The following is a 20,208-nucleotide window of genomic DNA, read 5'->3' on the forward strand; positions in this document are numbered from 1 at the left end:
CGAACACGACAACATAATCAAACGTTCGCAATCGCTTTCGATGCCCACCGTGGACATCGCATAACAACCTGAGGAGAGAGTCATGCTCTATACCATCGCTGTAGTTTTGCTTATCCTGTGGCTGCTGGGCCTGGTCACTTCATACACCATCGGCGGATTTATCCACATCCTGCTGGTTGTTGCTATCATCATGGTGCTGCTGCGCCTGATTAGCGGACGCGGCGTGTAGCGCCCATTCTGCAAGCCCCTCCGAAGCGGCGCTCCACCTGACGGTGGCGTGCCGTTTTTCTTTTTTGGGAGATCACATGAAACGATTGATAGTTGCGCTGGCCATGCTGGCCGCGGTGCCAGCCTCGGCCCAGACCTTCAAGCCCGGCCTGTGGGAGCTGACCAACAAGGTCAAGACCGGCAATGCCCAGACCGACCAGGCGATGAGCATGGCGCTCAAGCAGCTGGCCAATCTGCCGCCCGAACAGCGCGCGCAGATGGAAGCGATGATGAAGCAGAACGGCGTCTCCATGCCCAAGGCCGGCGGCGACGGCGGCATCGTCGTGACCGCCTGCGTCACGCCCGAGATGGCGGCGAAAAAGGAATTGCCGATGAATCAGAAAGGCAAATGCACGTCGAAGAACGATCCGGTGGCGGGCGGCATGAACATCTCGTTCAGCTGCACCGAGCCGGCCTCCAGCGGCACCGGCACGCTGCGCTTCAACGGCGACAGCAGCTATGTGATGAACATGAACGTCAGCAGCGAAGCAGGCGGCAAGCCGCAGAACGTGCAGGTGGAATCGACCGGACGCTGGCTGAGCGCCAGCTGCCCGGCCAAGCCTCAGTGATTACTCGCTGTCGGAGAACGCCATGTAGCGCTGCAAGGCCAGCGTGGCGATCGGGCCCACCGGCAGGCTGCGCGCCTCATAGCGGATGCACGGCGTGACCTTGCCGTAGTTGCCGGTGTTGAAGATCTCGATCGCCGTTTCCAGTTCCTCGGGACGCACCGAGCGCTCTTCGACCACGATGCCCTCTTTCGCCAGCAAGGCGATCACGCGCGCGCGGGTGATGCCGGACAGGAAAGTGCCGTTGGCGACCGGCGTCACGACCTTGCCTTCCGGCGTGACCAGGAACAGATTGGCGGAAGCGAACTCGGCGACATTGCCGGCGTTGTCGCACACCACCGCGTTGTCGTAGCCGCGCTGCTGGGCTTCGCGGATGGCCTTGCTGGTGTTGGCGTACAGCGCCGACGCCTTGGCATCGGTCGGCGCCATCGACGGGTCCGGGCGGCGCAGCGCCGTCAGGCAGGCCGAGAAGCCGGTGAAGGCCGGCATAGGCGCATCGAACAGCGTCAGCGCGAACGCGCTCTTCTCCGGCACCGGCACCAGCAGGCCGTCGGTGCCGAACACCAGCGGACGGATGTACAGCTCGGCATCGGCCGGGAACTTGGCCACGCCTTCGCGCACCAGCTTTTCCATCTCGTCGACGCTCAGCGGGCACACCAGGCCCAGGCGCTCGGACGACGTGATAACGCGCTGCAGGTGCAGGCGCAGGTCCGGCATGTGGCCGCGCAGTGAGCGCGCGCCGTCGAATACGGACGAACCCAGCCACACACTGTGGTCCATCGCGCCAAACAAGGGGGTGTTACCTTCAGACCAGCTGCCGTTGAAGAAAGTCAGATACATGCTCGTTCCTGGTGAGTGCTAAAACGAGCAATTTAGCACGGATCAGAAAGCGTGGCGCAGCCCGATGTGGATGGCCTGGTCGCCGTGTCCGGCGCTGCTGGCGTTGCCGACCGTGTAGCCGGCGCCGTTGCGGTTCTGGATGCGGGCATAGGCCGCGTAGACATCGCTGCGCTTGGACAGCGCATAGCTGACGCCGACCGCGATCTGGCTGGCGTCGCGGTTGGCGCCGCTGCGGTCGTCCTTGCGGATATAGGACGCCAGCCAGGTGGTGGCGCCCATCGGCACGGCGACGCCGACCAGTACATCGCGGCTGTTGTTGGACGGCGTGCTCTGCGCCACCGCGCCGTAGGGGTTGGACATGTCCCACGGCGCGCTGCCGTCGCCCCTGCTGCGGCCGTAGGCGGCATAGCCGACGAAGCGGCCGAAGTCGATATTCGCCGCCACCAGCGTATTGCGGGCCGACTGGTCGACCGCCGGCGTGGTGCCGGTGGCGTCCAGCAGATTGTCCTTGCGCTGGTGGGTGATGCGCAGCGTGGCCGCGCCGTGGGCATAGCCGATGGTGGCGCCGTAAGCCCGGTTGACCTTGCTGTTGTAAGGCGATTCGCCGAAGCTGTAGATCGCCGCGCCGGTCCAGCCGCCCTTGCTGCGCGGCGACTGGTACTTGATGGTGTTGTCGTAGCGCTGGACGGTGTAGCCGACCAGGTTGGCCGCGCTGCCGGCCATGCCGCCGTGGAAAGGGTCGGCGACGTCGGTCAGCGTTTCGTAGACCAGGTTGTACTGCCGGCCCAGCGTGACCGCGCCCAGCGGCCCGTCCAGCCCGACATAGGCTTGGCGGCCGAACAGCTTGCCGTTCTGGTCGGAGCGGCCGGTATCGTTGAGCACGCCCGCCTCCAGCGTGTAGACCGCCGCCGTGCCGCCGCCCAGGTCTTCGCGCCCGCGCACGCCCAGCCGCGAGCCGGAGGCGACGCCGCTGTCGACGCGGGTGTGCGCGCAGGCGCCCTGCGGGCAGCCCCGCTCCGCCACCACGCCGGCGTCGAGCAGGCCGTAGACCTGCTGCGCGGCGGCGCTCAGCGGCAGGATCAGGGGCAGCGCGTATAAAATCGGTTTCATGGCAAGCAGGAGTCGAATGGGTGATAGGCCCATGGTAAGACGGGCGCCGCCGCTTTTCTGTGCGGACGACCACGTTTCGCCAGCTCTTACTTCGGCCACACTCAAGTTTCCCAGCGGATAGACTATGTACGCCAGCGTACATACTTGGCAGACTTATACGTCTATACTGCGTTTTTGTCCTACGCGGTCCGCCCGCCTTATGCATGCTAGACATCCTCGAACGCATAGACGCAGACAGCAATGACATCGGCCTGATGGTCGAGCTGTTCGATACCCTGCGTCCCCCGCGCGCCACCGACGGCGCCCGCGCCACGGCCAATGTGCGCACCCTGTGCCAGCTGCTGCGCGGCAATCCCGCCCACGCGCTGGCCCTGCACCACTACGCGCGCAAGCTGCTCTCCAGCCGCCGTCACGCCAGCCTGTACACCGAGATCGGCGTGCTGTCGAACGACGGCTTCTTCACCGAACTCAAGCGGCGTATCGCCTACCGCATCCTGCCGCCCGCGCTGGGCGACGACTACCTGAGCGACGCCCTCGACCGCGTGGTCTACCGCCGCACCGATTACCTGTGGATCGCCGCCGTGCCCGCCGCCGACTGGCTGGCCCTGCTCGACGTGGTCAACGACGCGCCCGCCGCGCCCAACCTGATGCTGCCCGGCCTGCTGGAAGCGATACGCACGCTGTCCTACCGCGTGTGCGCCATCGGCCTGGAACCGACGCTGACCAATTTCCACACCGAGATGGAAACCTACGAATCGCCCTTCATGGTGCAGAACTTCGAGGTCAATGCCTATCTCGACCACTACCAGCGCATGCTGGGCGGCGAACAGGCCGCGCCGGAAGACGCGCGCCACCTGCTGGTGATGCTGGACCAGTGCGACGCCGTGGTCGCCAAGATCCGCAAGAAAGCCTTGAGCCAGGGCACCAGCATCGCCCTGACCTATCTGCTGGTGACGCTGACGCAAAGCATAGACCGGCTGCGCAAGCTGCTGTTCCTGGTCGACGTCAGCGGCGAGCTGCAGGCCGCGCCGGCCGAGATCCAGCCGGTAGACGCCGGCCACGCGCCGCACCAGCAGGAAGGCCCGCCCAGCCCGCGCCGCGGGGCCGCCGTCGGCCTGGCGCTGGAACTGATCGAGGCGCACAACAACAAGTACATGGTGCGCGACCTGATGCGCGACAACATCGACCTGCTGGCGCGCAACGTCACCGAGAACGCCAGCCACACCGGCGAGCACTACGTGGCCGACCACCGCAAGGAACTGGGCGGCATGTTCGTGTCCTCGGCCGGCGCCGGCCTGGTGATCGGCTTCATGGCGCTGTTCAAGATCCTGATGTCCTACCTGCGCGCCGCGCCGCTGGTCGAAGCCTTCCTGTTCAGCATGAACTATTCGCTGGGCTTCATGTTCATCCACCTGCTGCACTTCACCGTCGCCACCAAGCAGCCGGCGATGACGGCCTCGCGCATCGCCGCCGGCCTGCACAGCAAGGATGGCCGCAACATCGACCTCGACAGCATGGCCGAGCTGTGCAGCAAGGTGATACGCACGCAGAACATGGCGGTGCTGGGCAACCTGGCCACCGCCATCCCGACCGCGTGGCTGATCGCCATGGCCTGGCCGCTGATCACCGGCCACCATCTGGTGTCGCCGGACAAGGCCATGCACCTGCTGCACGACATCGATCCCTTCCACGCGCCGACGCTGATCTACGCCGCCATCGCCGGCGTCTGCCTGTTCGTCGCCGGCCTGATTTCCGGCTACTACGACAACAAGGCGCTGTACACCCGCTGGGCACAGCGCATCGCGCAACTGCGCGGCCTGCGCTGGCTGCTGGGGCAGGAACGCCTGAACCGTCTGGGCGTCTACATGGAAAACAATCTGGGCGGGCTGATGGGGAATTTCTTCTTCGGCATCCTGCTCGGCGTGATGCCGCTGCTGGGCTTTTTGCTGGGCATGCCGCTGGACATCCGCCACGTCACCTTCTCGTCGGCCAACTTTGCGACAGCGATGGTCGGACTCGATCACAATGTTAGTTGGCAACTGGTGGCGACGTCGGTGGCCGGCTTCCTGCTGATCGGCACCGTCAACCTGCTGGTCAGCTTCGGGCTGGCGCTGTGGGTGGCGCTGCGTTCGCGCCAGGTGCATTTCAAGCACGGCTGGCAGTTGCTCAAGGCGCTGGGGCGCAGGTTCCGCCAGGGGCCGGTATCGTTCTTCTTCGGCTCCGCCGCGGAAGAGGCGGAGCCCCAGGCGCTGGCCGATGAATCGAAGTCCAACGACAAGGCACACAGATGAACATTACCCGCATGCGCTACTGGCTATCCCCGGCCTTGATGTGTTGGGGCCTGCTGGGCGCATGCGCATCGCTGCCCGATGTGACGGCGATGAGCGGCAAGCTCGATCCCGCCGCCACGCCCAGCGTCCAGGGCGCCAACGGCGCCATCGGCGAGGCGCGCACGCGGGCGCTGCTGGCCAAGCGCTGGCCCAAGGGATCGCTCGATCTGCAAGCCCAGGCCGCGCTGGAGGAAGCGGCCACCGGCGTGCCCCTGATCGCCGGCAACAAGTGCACGCTGCTGTTCGACGGCCCGCAGACCATGGCCGAGATGCTCAAGGCCATCAACGCCGCCCGCAACAACATCAACCTGGAAACCTATATCTTCGACCAGGACGAGCTGGGCCTGAAATTCGCCGACGCGCTGATCGAGAAGCAGCAGCAAGGCGTGACGGTCAACATCCTGTACGACAGCGTCGGCACCATCGGCGTGCCGGCCGGGTTCTTCGAGCGCATGCGCAAGGCCGGCATCAGGCTGGTGGAATTCAACCCGGTCAATCCGGCCAAGCTGAGCGGCGAAAGCTGGAAGCTCAACAGCCGCGACCACCGCAAGGTGCTGATCGTCGACGGCGCGATCGCCTTCACCGGCGGCATCAACATCAGCGCCACCTACGCCAAGAGCTCGCTGTTCCGCTCCTCGGCCCGGCCCACCGACAAGTCGCAGGTGGGCTGGCGCGACACCCACATCAAGATCGAAGGGCCGGCGGTGCAAGCCTTCCAGTGGCTGTTCGTGCGCCAGTGGGCCACGCAGGACAAGGACGACCTGCCGGCGGCCGACTACTTCCCCCAGCCGGTGATCGCCGGCGACAAGGTGGTGCGCGTGCTGGGCAGCGAGCCCGGCGGCAAGTTCGAAATCTACAAGGCCTACAACCTGGCGATCCAGGAGGCGAAGAAAAGCATCCATATCACCTCCGCCTACTTCGTGCCGGACCGGCAGACGGTCGACGCGCTGATGGCGGCCGCGCGGCGCGGCGTGGACGTGAAGATCGTGCTGCCGGGCGTGTCGGACAGCGGGCTGGTGTTCTACGCCGGCCACGCGTTCTACGACGATCTGCTGGACAGCGGCGTGCAGATCCACCAGTTGAAGCTGGCGGTGCTGCATGCCAAGACCGCCGTCATCGACGGCAACTGGTCGACGGTGGGATCGACCAATATCGACACCCGCAGCTTCCTGCACAACAGCGAGTTGAACGTGGTGGTGATGGGCGAGGTGTTCGGCACCGAGATGGAGAAGGCCTTCCAGGAAGACTTGCGCGACTCGGTGCGGATCACGCCGGAAGCGTGGCGCCACCGCCCGTGGGCCGACCGCCTGCGCGAATTCGCCGCCCGCTTCATGAACTACTGGCTTTAAGCCATCACGCCTCGGCAGTCAGCGTCCACGTACCGCCACTGCGCTGGAAGCGCTCGGTGTGGGCCAGCTCGAAGCTGCCGGTGCCGTCCACCCAGCTGTAGCGGTGCACTTCAACCCGGTCATGCTCGACCTGGATGACGTTGAAGGAATTCGATTCGCCCCGCCCGCGCGTGGATGTGGCCGTGCCAGCCTGCACCATCAAGGCCGCATAGCCGCTGATCTCGTAGCGCTCGGCCGTGTTGTGCGCGTGGCTGACGTGCATATGCCCCGCCAGCAGCAAATCCACGCCGCACTCGGCAAACGCCCGCATCGCCAGCGGCGCGCGGTCGACCAGGTCGTCCTTGTCGAAGGAGTCCGGCAAATCGAAGGGATGGTGGGTGACGATGATGCGCGTCAGGTGCGGATCGACGTCGCCCATGCGGCGGCGGATCTGCTCGATCTGCTCGCGGTTGATGCGGCCATCCTTGAACGTCAGCGACCGCGCCGTGTTAATGCCCAGCACGGCGATTTCCTCGTCCACATATTCCGGCGTCAGGTCCAGCGTGACGTAGCGCGTGTACTTGCGCAGCGGCGCCAGGAAACGGCTGGCGACGTTGTACAGCGGGATGTCGTGATTGCCCGGCACCACGATCTGCGGCCCCGGCAAGGTGTCGAGAAACGCCCGCGCCGCCTTGAACTCCTCGGTCCTGGCGCGCTGCGTCAGGTCGCCGGACACCACCACCACGTCCGGAGCCAGCCTTGCGACCAGCTCCTGCAACGGCCGCAACAGCTGGTGGTCGACGCGGCCGAAATGCAGATCGGATAAATGGACGATGGTGCGCATGAGGCCCTCCTAGGCCGGAACGATGACGTTCAAGGCCGCCGCCCGCGAGCGGTAGCACAGCGGCGGCTTCATCAGCGTCACCTCGCCGTCGGTGGCGACGCGCATGTGATGATGCCGGGTTTCGATCACCAGCTCCGGCGCCGACAGCACGTCGAAGTCGCGCGCCTGCCCCAGCTTGCCGAACAGCGCGTGCAGGCCGTAGCGCAGCAGGCCGAGCCGCGTCGGCTTCTGCGCCACGTACAGGCACAGCTTGCCGCTGTCGAGCCGCTCGCGCGCGCCCAGCGTCAGGCCTTGCAGGTATTCGTTGTTGCCGATGAAGACAAAGGGCGTGCGCCGCAGATGGTCTTCGCCGTTGATCTTGAGCCGCACGCTCATGAAGGGAAAGCGCCGCAGCGCCGCGAACAGCGCGCGTCCGAACGCCGGCCATTTGCCGCGCCCCAGGTGGCGCTGCTGCTGTTCGCGGTCGCGCACGATGTCGGGATAAATGCCCAAGCCGGAGTTGTTGAGGAAGATGCGGCCGTTCACTTCGCCCACGTCCACCTGGCACACCCTGCCCTGCACCACGTTGGCGACGGCCTGGTCCAGCTCCAGCGGGATCTTCAAATCCTTGGCGAAATGATTCAGCGTCCCCAGCGGCAGCACGCCCAGTCGCGTGGCGCTGTCCACCAGCACCGAGGCCACCGCGTTGATGGTGCCGTCGCCGCCGCCCGCCACCACCACGGGCGCGCCATCGGCCAGCGCCTGCTCGGCGCGCGCGATCATCTCGGCGCCGCTCTTGGCCAGCGTGATGTCGGCCTCGATGCCGTGGCTGCGGAATTTCTCTTCCAGCGCGGCGACCCAGCCGCCGCAATAACCCAGCCCGGCGCCGGCGTTGACGATAACGATGATGCTGTCCAGCGCGTTCTCCTGAAAATAGTTTATACCGTTCTGCCTTCGCGGCGCCGGCGCAGCGTCGAGATCGCGGTGATGCAGACCGCCAGCCACGCCACGCTCTCGGCCATCCCGGCCAGCACGTCGCTCATGAAGTGCGCGCCCAGGTAGACGCGGCTGAACGCCACCAACAATACCATCAAGCTGCAGCCGACGGCCGTTCCCAAGCGCACATGCCAGTGCGGACGGGCGATCACCAGGTAGCTCGCCAGCAGGCCGTAGAAAACCGTCGACGCCGCCGCGTGGCCGCTGGGGAAGCTGTACGTCGCCAGCGTCACCAGCGGGTCATCGAATACCGGCCGGGTGCGCTGGAAGTAGTACTTCAACGCCACGTTCAGGGCCGCCCCGGTGGGCACGGCGACCAGCAGCGCCAGCAGCCAGTAGCGCGCCTTCACGCGCCAGAAGTACCAGCCCAGCGCCGCCACCAGCACCGCCATGCCATAGCCCGTATGCACCCACGACACGCCCAGCATGAAGCTGGTCAGCGGTTCGAAGGCGTGGGCGTGGAACCAGTGCGCCACTTGCAGGTCCAGCACGGTGATCGCTTCCTTGCCCATCACATCCTCGGCCAGGTCGCCGAAGATCGCGCCCGAGACCAGCAGCAGCGCCAGGCCCAAGGTCAGGTGCAGGCCGAATTCGCCGCTGGGAGAGAGTCTTGCCTCGATGAAACGTACGAATTTGTTGAAAATTTGGTGCTCCAAGGCCGACGGCCGATCAAGTTGGCGTAAAAACCACGAAATAGCGAATTTACTGTTTATTTACACAGTACCTGTTTATTCATACAGTACTTATGCTATTCTGAACTCCTCGATAAACACTACTCCTCCAAAAGGAAACGTCATGACTACACTGCACAGCAGCTTTGGTTCCCGCTTCGGTCTGGAATATATGCCTACCTCTTTCCTGGTTCGCATGGGCAAACGTGAGTTGCTGGTCTGCCGTGACTTCCGCAAGCGCTACTACGCAGTCAACCCCATCATGGAATGCGACACCGGCGTCCAGGCAGGCCATCTGGAAGTGCTGATGTTCCGCCGCTGGTTGTTGATCCTGTCGAAGGCGCACTAATGGTTGCCGGTGCCAGTTGCCCGATCCAGTCGCAAGACAGGCCGGCCGACGCCGCGACCTCGCTCGCGCTCCTCACCTGGGTTTGGCAACTGGCGAACCGTCATCAAACAGATTCGCCTCGTACCACAGCGTCACAAACAACACCATCACGACCGGACCAATAAACAGTCCGACCAGGCCCAGGGTTTCGACCCCGCCGAGAATGCCGAACAGTACGGCCAGGAACGGCAGCCGCGTGGCGTTGCCGATCATGCCGGGCCGTACAAAGTGGTCCGCCACGAACAGCACGATGGTACCCCACACCGCCACCGCGATAGCGGCCGGTACGGCGCCATTGAACGCCAGCACCGCCGCCGCGCTGACAAACGCCAGCGGCGCACCGAATGGAATGATCGCCAGGATCCCCGTCACCGCCGCCCACAGAGCGGGGGACGGCAGGCCTGCGAACGCATAACCGATGCCGATCAACACGCCTTCCGCCAGACCGACCAGCACCAGGCCGTTGACGGTGGCGCGGATCGCCGTGGGGATTTTTTCCGCGTAGCGCGCCCAGCGCTGCTCGCTGAGGCAGTGGCTGCCGATGGCGGCGATCTGGCGGTTCAGCGCCTCGCCATCCTTGTAGAAGAAGAACAGGCACAGGAAGGCCAGGCCGAAGTCGACCAGCCGGTGCATAAAGCCCGCGCCGGCCACCTTGATCATGTCGCTGGCCGAGTGCAGGCCGTTGATCTCGCGTTCGGACAGCAGGTGCGACAAGCCGTGCGGCTGGCTCAGCGTGGCCTGCCACCAGCCGCTGATCCACTCGCCGACCATGGGCAGATGCTGGACGAAGGCCGGCACGGGAATGCCGTCGGTGTTGGCGGTGACGATGTAGTTGGCCAGTTCCGGCGCCTGCCTCGCGGCCTGCGCCACGCCCAGCGATACCGGCACGATGAAGACGGCGGCGCAGATCAGCGTCAGCACGGCGGCGGCCAACACATCGTGGCGGCCGAAGCGCGCCCGTATGCGCTGGTACAACGGCCATGTCGCCACGCACAGGATGCCGGCCCAGATCAGCGGCAGGAAAAAGCGATGCATGACGAAGGCCGCCAGCGCGATCAAGGTCAGGGAAAAGCCGGCACTGAGGATGTCGCGCTGGGTTTCGGTCATCGGAGTATCTCCTGGAAAATATTGTGGCTATGGTAAGCGCATTTGCCCCGGCCGCAAATGGCGGCCTGGCGTTTTAATTATTCCCTAAGCGTATTGCTAAGCCTTCTCGCATCGTGCCCGCAGGAAGTCGCGCAGCTGCAGCACCGTCGGCGTGATCTGCGCGCGATGCATGCACAGCATGTTGAGCGGCGCCGGTTCGCCCAGTATGTCCGGCATCAGGATATGCAGGCGCCCGCTGCGGATATCGTCGGACACGTCCAGCCGCGATTTGTAGGCGATGCCCAGTCCCGCCACCGCCCAGCGCCGCACCACGTCGGCATCGTCGGCGCTGCGGTTGCCGTTGACGTGCAGCGCCACCGGCCCGGCGGCGGCGTCGCGGTAGAAACTCCAGCGGTCGTGGATCACCTCCTCCACCATGAAGCGCAGGCAGTTGTGGCGCAGCAGTTCGTCCAGCGCCTTCAACTTGCCGTGCTGGCGGATGTAGTCCGGCGACGCCACCAGCACGCGGCGGTTGTCCGGCGCCAGCGGCAAAGCGACCAGGCCGGAATCTTCCTGCCGCCCGTAGCGGACGGCGATGTCGACCGGCTGCCGGTACATGTCCGACACGCGGTCGCTGATGCTGAGCTGGAAGCTGACCTTGGGATACTGCGCCTGGAACTGGTCCAGCCAGCCGACCATCATATTGCGCCCCAGGTCCGACGGCATGGAAATCTTCAGCGTGCCGCCCAGCGTTTCCTGTCCCTGGATCAGCGCATCGTGGCCTTCCTTCAGCAGCCGCAGTGCCTCGCGGGCGTTGCCCAGGTAGTGCTCGCCCTCCTCCGTCAGCCGCAACGAGCGCGTGGTGCGGGCGAACAGCCGCAAGCCGAGCTCGCCCTCCAGCCGCTTGACGGCGGCACTGGCCAGCGCCGGCGAAATCTCGAGCTCGCGCGCGGCCGCCGACAGGCTGCCCCGGTCAGCGGTGCGGACAAAGACCGTCAAATCATCCAATCGCAGCACTATCTTCATTCCTTTGAAAGTGTTTCAATATTCAGCCTCTTTTTCAGCCGCACGAAATAAATGATGATACGCCCATCCCAACTCATTCGGAAGATTCCATGAAAGCCGTTGCCTACCGCAAGTCCCTCCCCATCACCCACGACGACGCGCTGATCGATATCGAGCTGCCGACGCCGCAAGCGGCCGGCCGCGACCTGCTGGTCGAGGTCAAGGCCATCTCGGTCAATCCGGTGGACGTGAAAATCCGCGCCAACATGGCGCCGGCCGAAGGCCACAGCAAAGTCATCGGCTGGGACGCGGCCGGCATCGTCAAGGCCATCGGCCCGGATGTCACGCTGTTCAAGCCGGGCGACGAAGTCTGGTACGCAGGCGCGCTGATGCGCCCGGGCACCAACAGCGAGCTGCATCTGGTGGACGAACGCATCGTCGGCCACAAGCCGGCCAAGCTCGATTTCGCCCAGGCCGCAGCACTGCCGCTGACCGCCATCACCGCCTGGGAACTGCTGTTCGAACGCCTGGGCGTGAGCCGCGACAAGGCCGCCACGCATGGCCAATCGCTGCTGGTGATCGGCGCGGCGGGCGGGGTCGGCTCCATCCTCGTGCAACTGGCGCGTCAGCTGACCGGGCTGACCGTGATCGGCACCGCCTCGCGCGACGACACGGCGGCCTGGGTCAGGCAGCTGGGCGCGCACCACGTCATCGACCACAGCAAGCCGCTGAACGAAGAGATCGCCCGCCTCGGCCTGCCGCCGGTCAGCCATGTCGCCAGCCTGAACCAGACCGACCAGCACTGGAACGCCATCGCCGAGCTGGTCGCGCCGCAAGGCAAGGTGGCGCTGATCGACGACCCGGCCGCCATCGACGTGCGCCTGCTCAAGCGCAAGAGCGTGTCGCTGCATTGGGAGTTCATGTTCACCCGCTCGATGTTCGAGACGGCCGACATGCAGAAGCAGCACCAACTGCTGAACGATGTGGCGACGCTGGTGGACACCGGCGTCATCAAGACCACGCTGGCCGAACGCTACGGCAAGATCAATGCGGTCAACCTGAAGCGCGCACATGCTCTCATCGAAAGCAACCGCGCCAAAGGCAAGCTGGTGTTGGAAGGGTTTTAAGCGGCGGGCGCTTCGCCGTCGGCCGCGCGCTGTTCCATCTGGCGCGAGCGCAGCAGGTCCAGCACCGCGTTGTCATGCTCGGCCAACGCCGCCTGCATGGTGCTGGCCGAGACGCAGGAGGTTTCCAGGATCTGCAGGAACTGCGCCTGCCGCCTACGCAGGCCAGGCGACTGGTAGCCCAGCTGCTCGAACATGCGGCCGACATCGATGCAGTAGCTGCGCAATTCCCACATGGTGTTCTTGGTGGCCTCGATGTCGCCGCGCATGCTGAGGTCGACGTCGATCAGTTCGGTCTGCGCCGGCCCTTCCTTCGCGTATGAACGGATCGCCGGCAGCCACTGGTCGAACTTGCCGGAGATGCGTTTGATGCGGACGATCTTCTGGTCCAGCGTGCGGCAGTAGTGCCAGCACAGCCAGCACACGGGCAGCCGCGCCAGTACGCGCGGCAGGCCGGCGGATTGCAAGGTGAGTTCGAGTTTCCTGACGGCGTCGAGCAAACGACGCGTGCTGTCGCTGACGGGCGAGGAAGACATGATGGACGCTCCTGAGGGAATTCAGGAACACAGTAGCCGCCGCATCAAACAAGGCGCTTGATGCGGCGTAAAGTCCACGCAGATTTAGTCGGCTTTGCGCAACATGGCCTTGATGCCGCGAAGCCCTTGGCGGATGCGGGCTTCGTTCTCGATCAGCGCGAAGCGCACATATTCATCGCCGTAGTCGCCGAAGCCGATGCCGGGCGACACGCACACCTTGGCCTCGGCCAGCAGCAGCTTGGAAAACTCCAGCGACCCCAGATGGCGATACGGCTCGGGAATGCGCGCCCAGATGTACATCGAAGCCTTGGGCTTGTCCACCGGCCAGCCCGCTTCGCACAAGCCTTTGTGCAGCACGTCGCGGCGGCTCTGGTACATCGCGCAGATCTCGCTCACGCAGCTCTGGTCGCCTTCCAGCGCGGCGATCGCCGCCACCTGCACCGGCGTGAAGCTGCCGTAGTCGTGGTAGCTCTTGATGCGCGCCAGCGCCGCCACCAGCTCCTTGTTGCCGACCATGAAGCCGATGCGCCAGCCCGCCATGTTGTAGCTCTTGGACATGGTGAAGAACTCCACCGCCACCTCGCGCGCGCCCGGCACCTGCATGATGGACGGCGCTTTCCAGCCGTCGAAGGTGATGTCGGCGTAGGCCAGGTCGTGCACCACCAGGATGTTGTGCTGCTTGGCCAGCGCCACCACGCGTTCGAAGAATTCCAGCTCCACGCACTGCGCGGTCGGATTGGACGGGAAGCCCAGTATCATCATCTTCGGTTTCGGATAGCTCTCGCGCACCGCGCGCTCCAGCTCGTCGAAGAAATCGACGCCGGGCGTCATGCGCACCGAACGGATATTGGCGCCGGCGATCACCGCGCCCCAGATGTGGATCGGATAGCTGGGATTGGGCACCAGCACCGTGTCGCCCTGGTCCAGCGTGGCCAGCATCAGGTGCGCCAGGCCTTCCTTGGAGCCGATGGTGACGATGGCTTCCGAATCGGGATCGAACTCGACTTCGTAGCGGTTCTTGTACCACTTGGTGATCGCCCGCCGCAGACGCGGGATGCCCTTGGAGGCCGAGTAGCCGTGCGTATCGGGACGCTGGACGGTATCGACCAGCTTCTCAACGATGTGCGATGGCGTGGCGCCGTCAGGATTGCCCATCGACATATCGATGATGTCTTCGCCGCGACGGCGGGCCGCCAGCTTGAGCTCGGCGGTGACATTGAAAACGTAGGGAGGCAGGCGATCGATGCGCGAAAAGCTGCGCGAAGTTTGGGTGTCAGTCATGGATGTCTCACGTAAGCGCCCGGAACCGTCCGAGCGACGTCGATGCAATGTTGCATCGGCATCCATACTAGCCGAAGGTTTCGGCTTTTTGCAACACTCTTTTTAAGCGCCCGCTTGTTTCTCCTGTTCGCTGAACCACTCGAACAGGATCAGGCCGACGATGGACGCGATCGGGAACAGGCACAGGCAAACGATCACCCACAGCGCCGGCGAACGGCCGAGGCGCTGTGCCGCCATGCCGATGAAGATCAGGTGCACGATCAGGCTGACCGCGATGCCGACGCCGGCCATGATCATCAGCGGCACCGAGTTCATGGTGTAATGGTTCAGCGGCGGCAGGAAAGCGGCGACGCAAAAAATCCACGCGATCAGCGAGACCGCTGCGGCGGCGATGGGTTGTTGTGCTCGGGCGGTTTGCATAGTGGTCTCCGTCAATGAGCGGCTATGCTGCCACGAACTGATCACAAATGCAACGCAAGGCTTATCTGGTCGGCGGCAATTGAAAGACGATGGGCGCAGGTGACGCAGATGGCGCTGCCTTGGGCGGAACTGCGTTGTTCAACACAAATGTCATGACGGTGATGGCAGCCAGTCCTGCGCCACTCACCATGCCGACGATCCATTTGATCATGGTGGCGCTGAGATTTGCCAAGTCAGCCTTGGTAGCCATATTGGCCTCGATGTGGTCCAGGCGCGTTTCGATCTTGATCATCCGTTCGCGCGCCTCGATGGCGAATTCCTCCAACCGCTCAAGCCGTTGACGCGCCTCGATGGCGAATTCCTCCAACCGCCCCAGCCGTTGACGCGCCTCGATGGCAAATTCTTCCAGACGCTCAAGCCGTTGACGCCCCTCGATGGCGAACTCCTCCAGCCGCCCCAGCCGCTGCTGCGCCTCGACAGAAAATTCTTCCAACCGTATGAGTCGCGTCTCGATGTCCATGCTTGCATGCTAGGCCTGTTCGACCGGCCAAAGCAAGCTCAGCAGATCTGATTCAACGCAAAGAAGTCAGCGCAGAGGCCAGCACGATGCTGGCGATGGCCAGCCATTGCGTCAGCGTCAGGTGTTCGCCCAGCACCACCATGCCGGCCAGCGCGCTGAGCGCCGGGGCGCCGCTGCTGAACATGCTGAAGGTGCGCGACGACAGCGTGCGCATCGACACCATCTCCAGCGTGTACGGCAAGGCGCTGGACATCACCGCAATCGCCAGGCCGATCAGCAGATAGGTCGGCGTCAGCAGCGCCGCGCCGGCGTACCACGCGCCGATCGGCACGATGAACATCGACGCCGCCAGCATGCCCCATGCCACCGACTGCCCGCCATGCATCGCCGACACGCGCTTGCCGTACACGATGTACAAGGCCCAGCACACGGCCGCGCCGGCCGCGTACAGCACGCCGACCGGGTCGAGCTGGCCGACCTCGCCATGTATCGGCAGCAGGAAGTACAGGCCCACCACGGCCAGGCAAACTGCGGCGAAATCGCGCGGGCGGCGCGACGACAGCACCGCCACCGTCAACGGCCCGGCCACTTCGATCGCCACCGCGATGCCCAGCGGGATGCGGCTGAAGGAGCGGTAGATCAGCAGGTTCATCAAGCCGATTACGCTGCCGTAGATCGCCACGTTGCAGCCCTGCTTCCAGGTCAGCGGCGTGCGCCACGGGCGGAACACCAGCATCATCAACACCGCCGAGATGCCGACGCGGTAGGCCGTCACGCCTTCCACGCCGATCAGCGGGAACAGGTGCTTGGCCACCGCCGCGCCAACGTTGATCGACAGCTGGCTGGTCAGCAGCGCCAACCCGGCCAGCAGTGCGCTGCCGTGTTTTTTATCGTCCGTCATCTTATTTGGCCGACAGCCCGAGCTTCAACGCAATCGGCTTGCCGGCGCTGGCGTCCACCGTTTCCGCTGCGGTGGTGTGCGCGGCGGCGGGATCGACACCGTCATCCTTCAATGCGGCGAGAATGGCGGCGGCGCGCTTGACGCCCAGTTGCGGCAAGGCGTCTGCCGGCAGCGGCTGGTTTTTCTCCAGGCGCTCCTGCAGCTTGGCGTAGAAGTCGCTGGCGTCCGCCACTTGCGGTTCGCCCTGCACCATCTTGCCCAGACGCTGCAGGATAGGCAGTTTCTTTTGCGCGGCGGCGTTGGCATCGGCTGCCGTGGCGGCGGCCGGAGCGGCGGACTCGGCGGCCTTCTTCTGCTTGTCCAGCTCGGCCGCTCCGAAGCGTTCGGCGTACAGGTCGCGCATGGCGCCGCGCACTTTGCGCTGGCCGATGTCGAGCGGTCCCGGTTGTTCGCCGGCGGCCAGCTTGATATCGGCACGCGCCAGCACCACGCGGCGCAGCGCTTGCGCGCGCAGGGCCGCGCCGTCGGATTCCACGCTGTACTGGCCAGGCACGGACAGTTTCAGCTGCGCCTTCTTCGCCAGGATCTGCGCCACCTGTTTCAATTTCTCGCGCTCCGGCGGCAGCACGACATCGCTGCCCGGATCGAAGTCGATGGACTCCAGCTTGTCGCCGCTGACGCCGAACAGATTGCCCAGCGCGCGGAATGGCGAGGTGACGATCTTGGTCATGATGTTGCCGATGGCCTTCCACACCACGCTGCCGTAGCTGAACTGCGGATCGTTCATATTGCCGGAGACCGGCACGCCGAGGTCGATGCGGCCGTCGCTGTCCTTCAGGATGGCCAGCGCCAGTTCCAGCGGCAGCTTGAGCGCGTCCGGGCTGTCGATGCGTTCGCCCAGGGTCAGCTTGTCGAGCACGATGTGGTTGTTGCCTTCCAGCTGGCCCTGGCGCACCTTGTACTCCAGCTCCAGCGAGATCTTGCCCTCCGCGATCTTGTAGCCCGCGAACTTCATGCTGTACGGCGAGGCCGACACCATGTCGACGTTCTTGAACACGACGTTCACGTCGGTGTTGTCGGCCGGGACGAAGGGATTGAGCTTGCCGCGTATGCGCGCCAGGCCGAAGTCGTCGACGCGGCCATCCAGTTCGATCTGGCTGCTGGCGTCGCGCCGCGACGACAGGCCGGTGATCACGCCACCCAGCTCATAGATTTTTGCGCTGAATTGCGGACGCAGGCTGAGATCGGTGAAGGCCAGCTTGGCGTTCTCGACGCGCACGCGGCGCACGCGCACCGGGAACGGTTCGGCCGCCGCTGCGGGCGCCGGGGCTGGTTTGGCTGCGGGCGCTGCATCTGCGGGCTGCTGCACCAGCAGGCGCTGGGCGTTGAAGCTGCGGTCGTTTTCAATGATGAGGGCCGCGTCCGGCTGGACCACGCGCAGTTCGGCCACGTCCAGCAAGTCCGGCGACAGGCTGAAGGCCAGCTTGTCGGCGCGCACCGTTTTCCAGTGCGCGAAGCGGTCGTTGTCCTCCTCGTTCAGCGTCAGCTCGGCCACTTCCAGCGAACCGTCGTAGCGCAGCGAAGGATCGGCCTTGCCGCCGGCGCCGGTGTGCAGATGTCCCTGGCCGGAGATGCTGCCGTCGGCGATCTTCAGCTTGACGTGTTTGGACAGCAAAGGCTGCACCGGCGCGATCGCCAGCTTGGTCAACTTGAGGTCGGTCTCGACGGCGCCGGTGGCGGGCACTACCTTGCCCTTGGCGACCAGCTGCCCGCCTTCACGCAGGCCGACGCTGCCGTCGAATGCCAATGGTTTCTTCAGGTCGGTGCCGGCGTCGGTCAGCTTGAGGTTGAAGTCTTGCAGGTTGGCCTTGATGCCGGTGCTGGCGTCATCGTAGCGGGCGCCGAATTTGTTGAACTCCACGGTCTTGACGTTGGCAATCCACGGCGCGGCGGCCGGAGCGTCCTTCGCGGCCGGCTGCGCGGCGCCGCCGCCCGATTTCGGGAACGTGTTCAGGAACAGGAATTTGCCCTGTTTGTCGCGCGACAGGTCCAGCTGGCCGCCATCAGCGTACAGGCGGCCCAGCTTGGCGCTATGCGCGGCCAGGTCGATCTCGCCGCCCTCGAAGCCCAGTTGCGCCAGTTTCAACGGCGTCATCGCGCCGCTGCTCAGGATCAGGTTATCCAGTGAGAAGGCGGCGTCGGCGATGTTGAGCTTGAGCCCGTCGGCGGCCGGTTCGGCTTGCAGTTGCAGGCGCAGTTTCAGTTTGTCCGCATTGAACTTCAGCGCGGGGCTGACGGTCTCGTCGACCGCCGACACGGCGATTTCATCGAACGCGAGTTGTTTGAGGTGGACTTTCCAGTTGCCGGCCGGAGCCGGTTTCGCGGCCGTAGCCGCATGCGCGCTCGCCGTTGAGGCCGAAGCGGTCACGGGCGCAGCAGCAGGCGCCGGGGTCGCGGCCGGCGCAGCAGGCACCATCAATCCCGCCAGATCGAGCTCCCCCTTGGCATCGCGACGCACCGCCAGCGCGCCGCCGCTGACATGCAGGCCGCCGACGCTAACAGTCCGCTTGAGCAAGTCCACACCGACATCGCTGATATCGAACAGCTTCAGCTTGACGAAGGCCTCGGCCGCGCCATCGCGCTTGACCGCCAGATCGTTCAACGCCAGGCCAGCTCCGGACAGGCTAGCATCCAGCTGCCCATCCTTGTAAGCGAATTTGTAAGGCAGCTTGGCCGACAAGCGGCCATCCACCACCGCCACCCGCGCAAACGACTTCAGATAGGTCGCCATGCCCGGCAAGGCCACATTCTCCAGCGTCAGCAAGCCGCTGCCCGCGATCGGGTTCAGCGCCGCCGCGCCCTTCCAGCGCAGTTTGCCGCCCAGCCCCGCATCGGCGCTCAGCGTGTAGTCGCCGTTCTCGTCGGGCAGCGTGCTCAGATTGTTCAGCGTGAACGCGATCGGCGCATAGGTATCGTTGTAGCCGGCGTGACGGTCATGCATATCGACCTTGCCCTGCTCCAGCGCGAAATGCTCGATGACCAGGCGCGGCATGCCGCTATCGCTGTCATCGTGCTTGCGCTTGTTCAGCGTCGCCACGAACTCCGCGATATTGAACTTGCCATCCGCCGCAATCGCCAACTGCACCGACGGCGCCACGATGCGGATATCGGCAAAACTCCAGGCGCGACGCAGCAGCGAGCGCCACTGCATCTCCACCTCCAGCGCACCGACGCCGAACAGCGGTGCACCGTTGGCCTCGGTCAGCTGGAACTGCTGCACCGCCAGCCGCAAGGTGAAGGGGTTGAAACTGACTTCCCCTATGCTAGCCTTGCGCTCCAGTTCGGTCTCGACAAACTTTGGAAGCTGGCTTTTGATCACCTGTGGTAACAGCCAGCCGCCCGCCAGCGCGTACACGCCCACGGCGCCGGCCAAGCCCGCACCCCATCGCTTCCATCGTTTGTTCAGTACCTGCAAACTATTCCCCTGAAGATTTCTATTCCACAGGCAACAGTATAGCAAGCACGACAACAACTAGTTGAACAACGAGCAGTACTGTGTGTTGCTCTCGATATTCTGCCCCGGCGCACCGTCGGCGGCGATCACTTTCAGCCAGCCATCCGGCTTGGACGGATTCGGCGTCTTGCCGCAGTTGGTATGCACCCAGTGGATGCCGACGCCGCCGTCGGTGTACAACTGGCCGCAGGCTTCCACCCGGTCGTTCACCTTGATGGTGCTGAGCGAAGCCGGCACGCCGCGCTGCTTGGGCGTATAGCCGCTGGCGAAGACATTGTCGATCGCCACGTCGTACACCTTGCCATCCTGGTCGGCCTTCATCTTCAAGTGGGTGTGCGACAGCTCCACGCCCTTGCGGAACTGGCCGTGGGAAAAGGTCGGCCCCTTCACCACGACGCCGGTGCGATAGCTGCCGGCCGACGCCGCGCAGCTTGCCGCCTCATCCGCGTAGGCCGAAAATGCCGCCAGCAATGCGCAGCCCAACAATAGTCGTTTCATGCAA

At 64.8% G+C, this 20,208-nt stretch carries 20 protein-coding genes; 6 read left to right on the forward strand and 14 right to left on the reverse strand.

Going from position 1 to position 20,208, the window contains the following annotated elements:
- Positions 1-82 precede the first annotated feature (82 nt).
- Together GEV01_RS21350 and GEV01_RS21355 are read left to right on the forward strand one after the other, a co-directional pair.
- Positions 83-229, forward strand: a complete 147-nt coding sequence (locus tag GEV01_RS21350; protein ID WP_008446864.1) for a lmo0937 family membrane protein — start codon at positions 83-85, stop codon at positions 227-229.
- 76 nt (positions 230-305) lie between these two features.
- On the forward strand, positions 306-836 hold the full coding sequence (locus GEV01_RS21355; protein WP_152807526.1) for a DUF3617 domain-containing protein: 531 nt from the start codon (positions 306-308) through the stop codon (positions 834-836).
- Here GEV01_RS21355 and GEV01_RS21360 read toward each other — a convergent pair whose 3' ends face one another.
- Together GEV01_RS21360 and GEV01_RS21365 are read right to left on the reverse strand one after the other, a co-directional pair.
- A complete protein-coding gene (locus tag GEV01_RS21360) occupies positions 837-1,673 on the reverse strand; it encodes a branched-chain amino acid aminotransferase (protein WP_152807527.1) in 837 nt (278 codons plus the stop codon).
- A gap of 42 nt (positions 1,674-1,715) precedes the next feature.
- Positions 1,716-2,783, reverse strand: a complete 1,068-nt coding sequence (locus GEV01_RS21365) for a porin (RefSeq protein WP_152807528.1) — start codon at positions 2,781-2,783, stop codon at positions 1,716-1,718.
- 203 nt (positions 2,784-2,986) lie between these two features.
- On the opposite strand from GEV01_RS21365, the gene GEV01_RS21370 reads away from it, so the two are divergent.
- Both GEV01_RS21370 and cls read left to right on the forward strand, forming a co-directional pair.
- Positions 2,987-5,074 (forward strand): site-specific recombinase, encoded by a 2,088-nt coding sequence (locus GEV01_RS21370; RefSeq protein WP_152807529.1) that lies wholly within the window; start codon positions 2,987-2,989, stop codon positions 5,072-5,074.
- Positions 5,071-6,462 (forward strand): cardiolipin synthase, encoded by a 1,392-nt coding sequence (gene cls, locus GEV01_RS21375; protein WP_152807530.1) that lies wholly within the window; start codon positions 5,071-5,073, stop codon positions 6,460-6,462. The genes GEV01_RS21370 and cls overlap by 4 nt, the downstream gene beginning before the upstream one ends.
- Positions 6,463-6,466: 4 nt before the next feature.
- Here the strand turns inward: cls and GEV01_RS21380 are convergent, their stop codons facing one another.
- The 3 genes from GEV01_RS21380 to GEV01_RS21390 are packed head-to-tail and all read right to left on the reverse strand — an operon-like array spanning position 6,467 to position 8,916.
- Entirely contained in the window at positions 6,467-7,285 is an 819-nt protein-coding gene (locus GEV01_RS21380) for a metallophosphoesterase family protein (protein WP_152807531.1), read from the reverse strand.
- A gap of 9 nt (positions 7,286-7,294) precedes the next feature.
- The gene (locus tag GEV01_RS21385) at positions 7,295-8,269 is read right to left on the reverse strand and encodes a diacylglycerol/lipid kinase family protein (protein WP_328595583.1); all 975 of its coding nucleotides are present in this window, start codon (positions 8,267-8,269) and stop codon (positions 7,295-7,297) included.
- Positions 8,203-8,916, reverse strand: a complete 714-nt coding sequence (locus tag GEV01_RS21390) for a phosphatase PAP2 family protein (protein WP_152807532.1) — start codon at positions 8,914-8,916, stop codon at positions 8,203-8,205. Before GEV01_RS21390 ends, GEV01_RS21385 begins: the two co-directional genes overlap by 67 nt.
- Before the next feature lie 139 nt (positions 8,917-9,055).
- Here GEV01_RS21390 and GEV01_RS21395 point away from each other — a divergent pair, with 139 nt between their 5' ends.
- Positions 9,056-9,280, forward strand: coding sequence for a hypothetical protein (locus GEV01_RS21395; RefSeq protein ID WP_008446853.1), 225 nt, complete (start codon positions 9,056-9,058; stop codon positions 9,278-9,280).
- 72 nt (positions 9,281-9,352) lie between these two features.
- On the opposite strand, the gene GEV01_RS21400 is transcribed toward GEV01_RS21395, so the two are convergent.
- Entirely contained in the window at positions 9,353-10,426 is a 1,074-nt protein-coding gene (locus tag GEV01_RS21400) for an AI-2E family transporter (protein ID WP_152807533.1), read from the reverse strand.
- A gap of 96 nt (positions 10,427-10,522) precedes the next feature.
- The gene (locus GEV01_RS21405; protein WP_456239008.1) at positions 10,523-11,422 is read right to left on the reverse strand and encodes a LysR family transcriptional regulator; all 900 of its coding nucleotides are present in this window, start codon (positions 11,420-11,422) and stop codon (positions 10,523-10,525) included.
- Between the two features lie 98 nt (positions 11,423-11,520).
- Between GEV01_RS21405 and GEV01_RS21410 the strand changes: the two genes are divergently transcribed.
- The gene (locus tag GEV01_RS21410) at positions 11,521-12,537 is read left to right on the forward strand and encodes a zinc-binding alcohol dehydrogenase family protein (RefSeq protein ID WP_152807535.1); all 1,017 of its coding nucleotides are present in this window, start codon (positions 11,521-11,523) and stop codon (positions 12,535-12,537) included.
- Here the strand turns inward: GEV01_RS21410 and GEV01_RS21415 are convergent.
- The 7 genes from GEV01_RS21415 to GEV01_RS21445 all read right to left on the reverse strand — a co-directional run bounded on the left by GEV01_RS21415 (position 12,534) and on the right by GEV01_RS21445 (position 20,204).
- Positions 12,534-13,070, reverse strand: coding sequence for a hypothetical protein (locus GEV01_RS21415; protein WP_152807536.1), 537 nt, complete (start codon positions 13,068-13,070; stop codon positions 12,534-12,536). The genes GEV01_RS21410 and GEV01_RS21415 overlap by 4 nt on opposite strands.
- Before the next feature lie 84 nt (positions 13,071-13,154).
- Positions 13,155-14,351 carry an alanine transaminase gene (alaC, locus tag GEV01_RS21420; RefSeq protein ID WP_152807537.1) on the reverse strand — a complete coding sequence of 399 codons (1,197 nt, stop codon included), beginning with the start codon at positions 14,349-14,351 and terminating at the stop codon, positions 13,155-13,157.
- A gap of 102 nt (positions 14,352-14,453) precedes the next feature.
- Positions 14,454-14,771: a hypothetical protein gene (locus GEV01_RS21425; protein ID WP_152807538.1), complete on the reverse strand. Its 318-nt coding sequence runs from the start codon at positions 14,769-14,771 to the stop codon at positions 14,454-14,456.
- A gap of 61 nt (positions 14,772-14,832) precedes the next feature.
- Positions 14,833-15,291, reverse strand: coding sequence for a hypothetical protein (locus tag GEV01_RS21430; RefSeq protein ID WP_152807539.1), 459 nt, complete (start codon positions 15,289-15,291; stop codon positions 14,833-14,835).
- Between the two features lie 52 nt (positions 15,292-15,343).
- Complete coding sequence (locus GEV01_RS21435) at positions 15,344-16,192, reverse strand: EamA family transporter (RefSeq protein ID WP_152807540.1); 849 nt, start codon at positions 16,190-16,192, stop codon at positions 15,344-15,346.
- Between the two features lies 1 nt (position 16,193).
- Positions 16,194-19,667 carry a DUF748 domain-containing protein gene (locus GEV01_RS21440; protein ID WP_152807541.1) on the reverse strand — a complete coding sequence of 1,158 codons (3,474 nt, stop codon included), beginning with the start codon at positions 19,665-19,667 and terminating at the stop codon, positions 16,194-16,196.
- Between the two features lie 57 nt (positions 19,668-19,724).
- Positions 19,725-20,204 carry a hypothetical protein gene (locus tag GEV01_RS21445; protein WP_152807542.1) on the reverse strand — a complete coding sequence of 160 codons (480 nt, stop codon included), beginning with the start codon at positions 20,202-20,204 and terminating at the stop codon, positions 19,725-19,727.
- Positions 20,205-20,208 lie beyond the last annotated feature (4 nt).

This window comes from Rugamonas rivuli, assembly GCF_009380165.1.
Classification (GTDB): domain Bacteria; phylum Pseudomonadota; class Gammaproteobacteria; order Burkholderiales; family Burkholderiaceae_D; genus Rugamonas; species Rugamonas rivuli.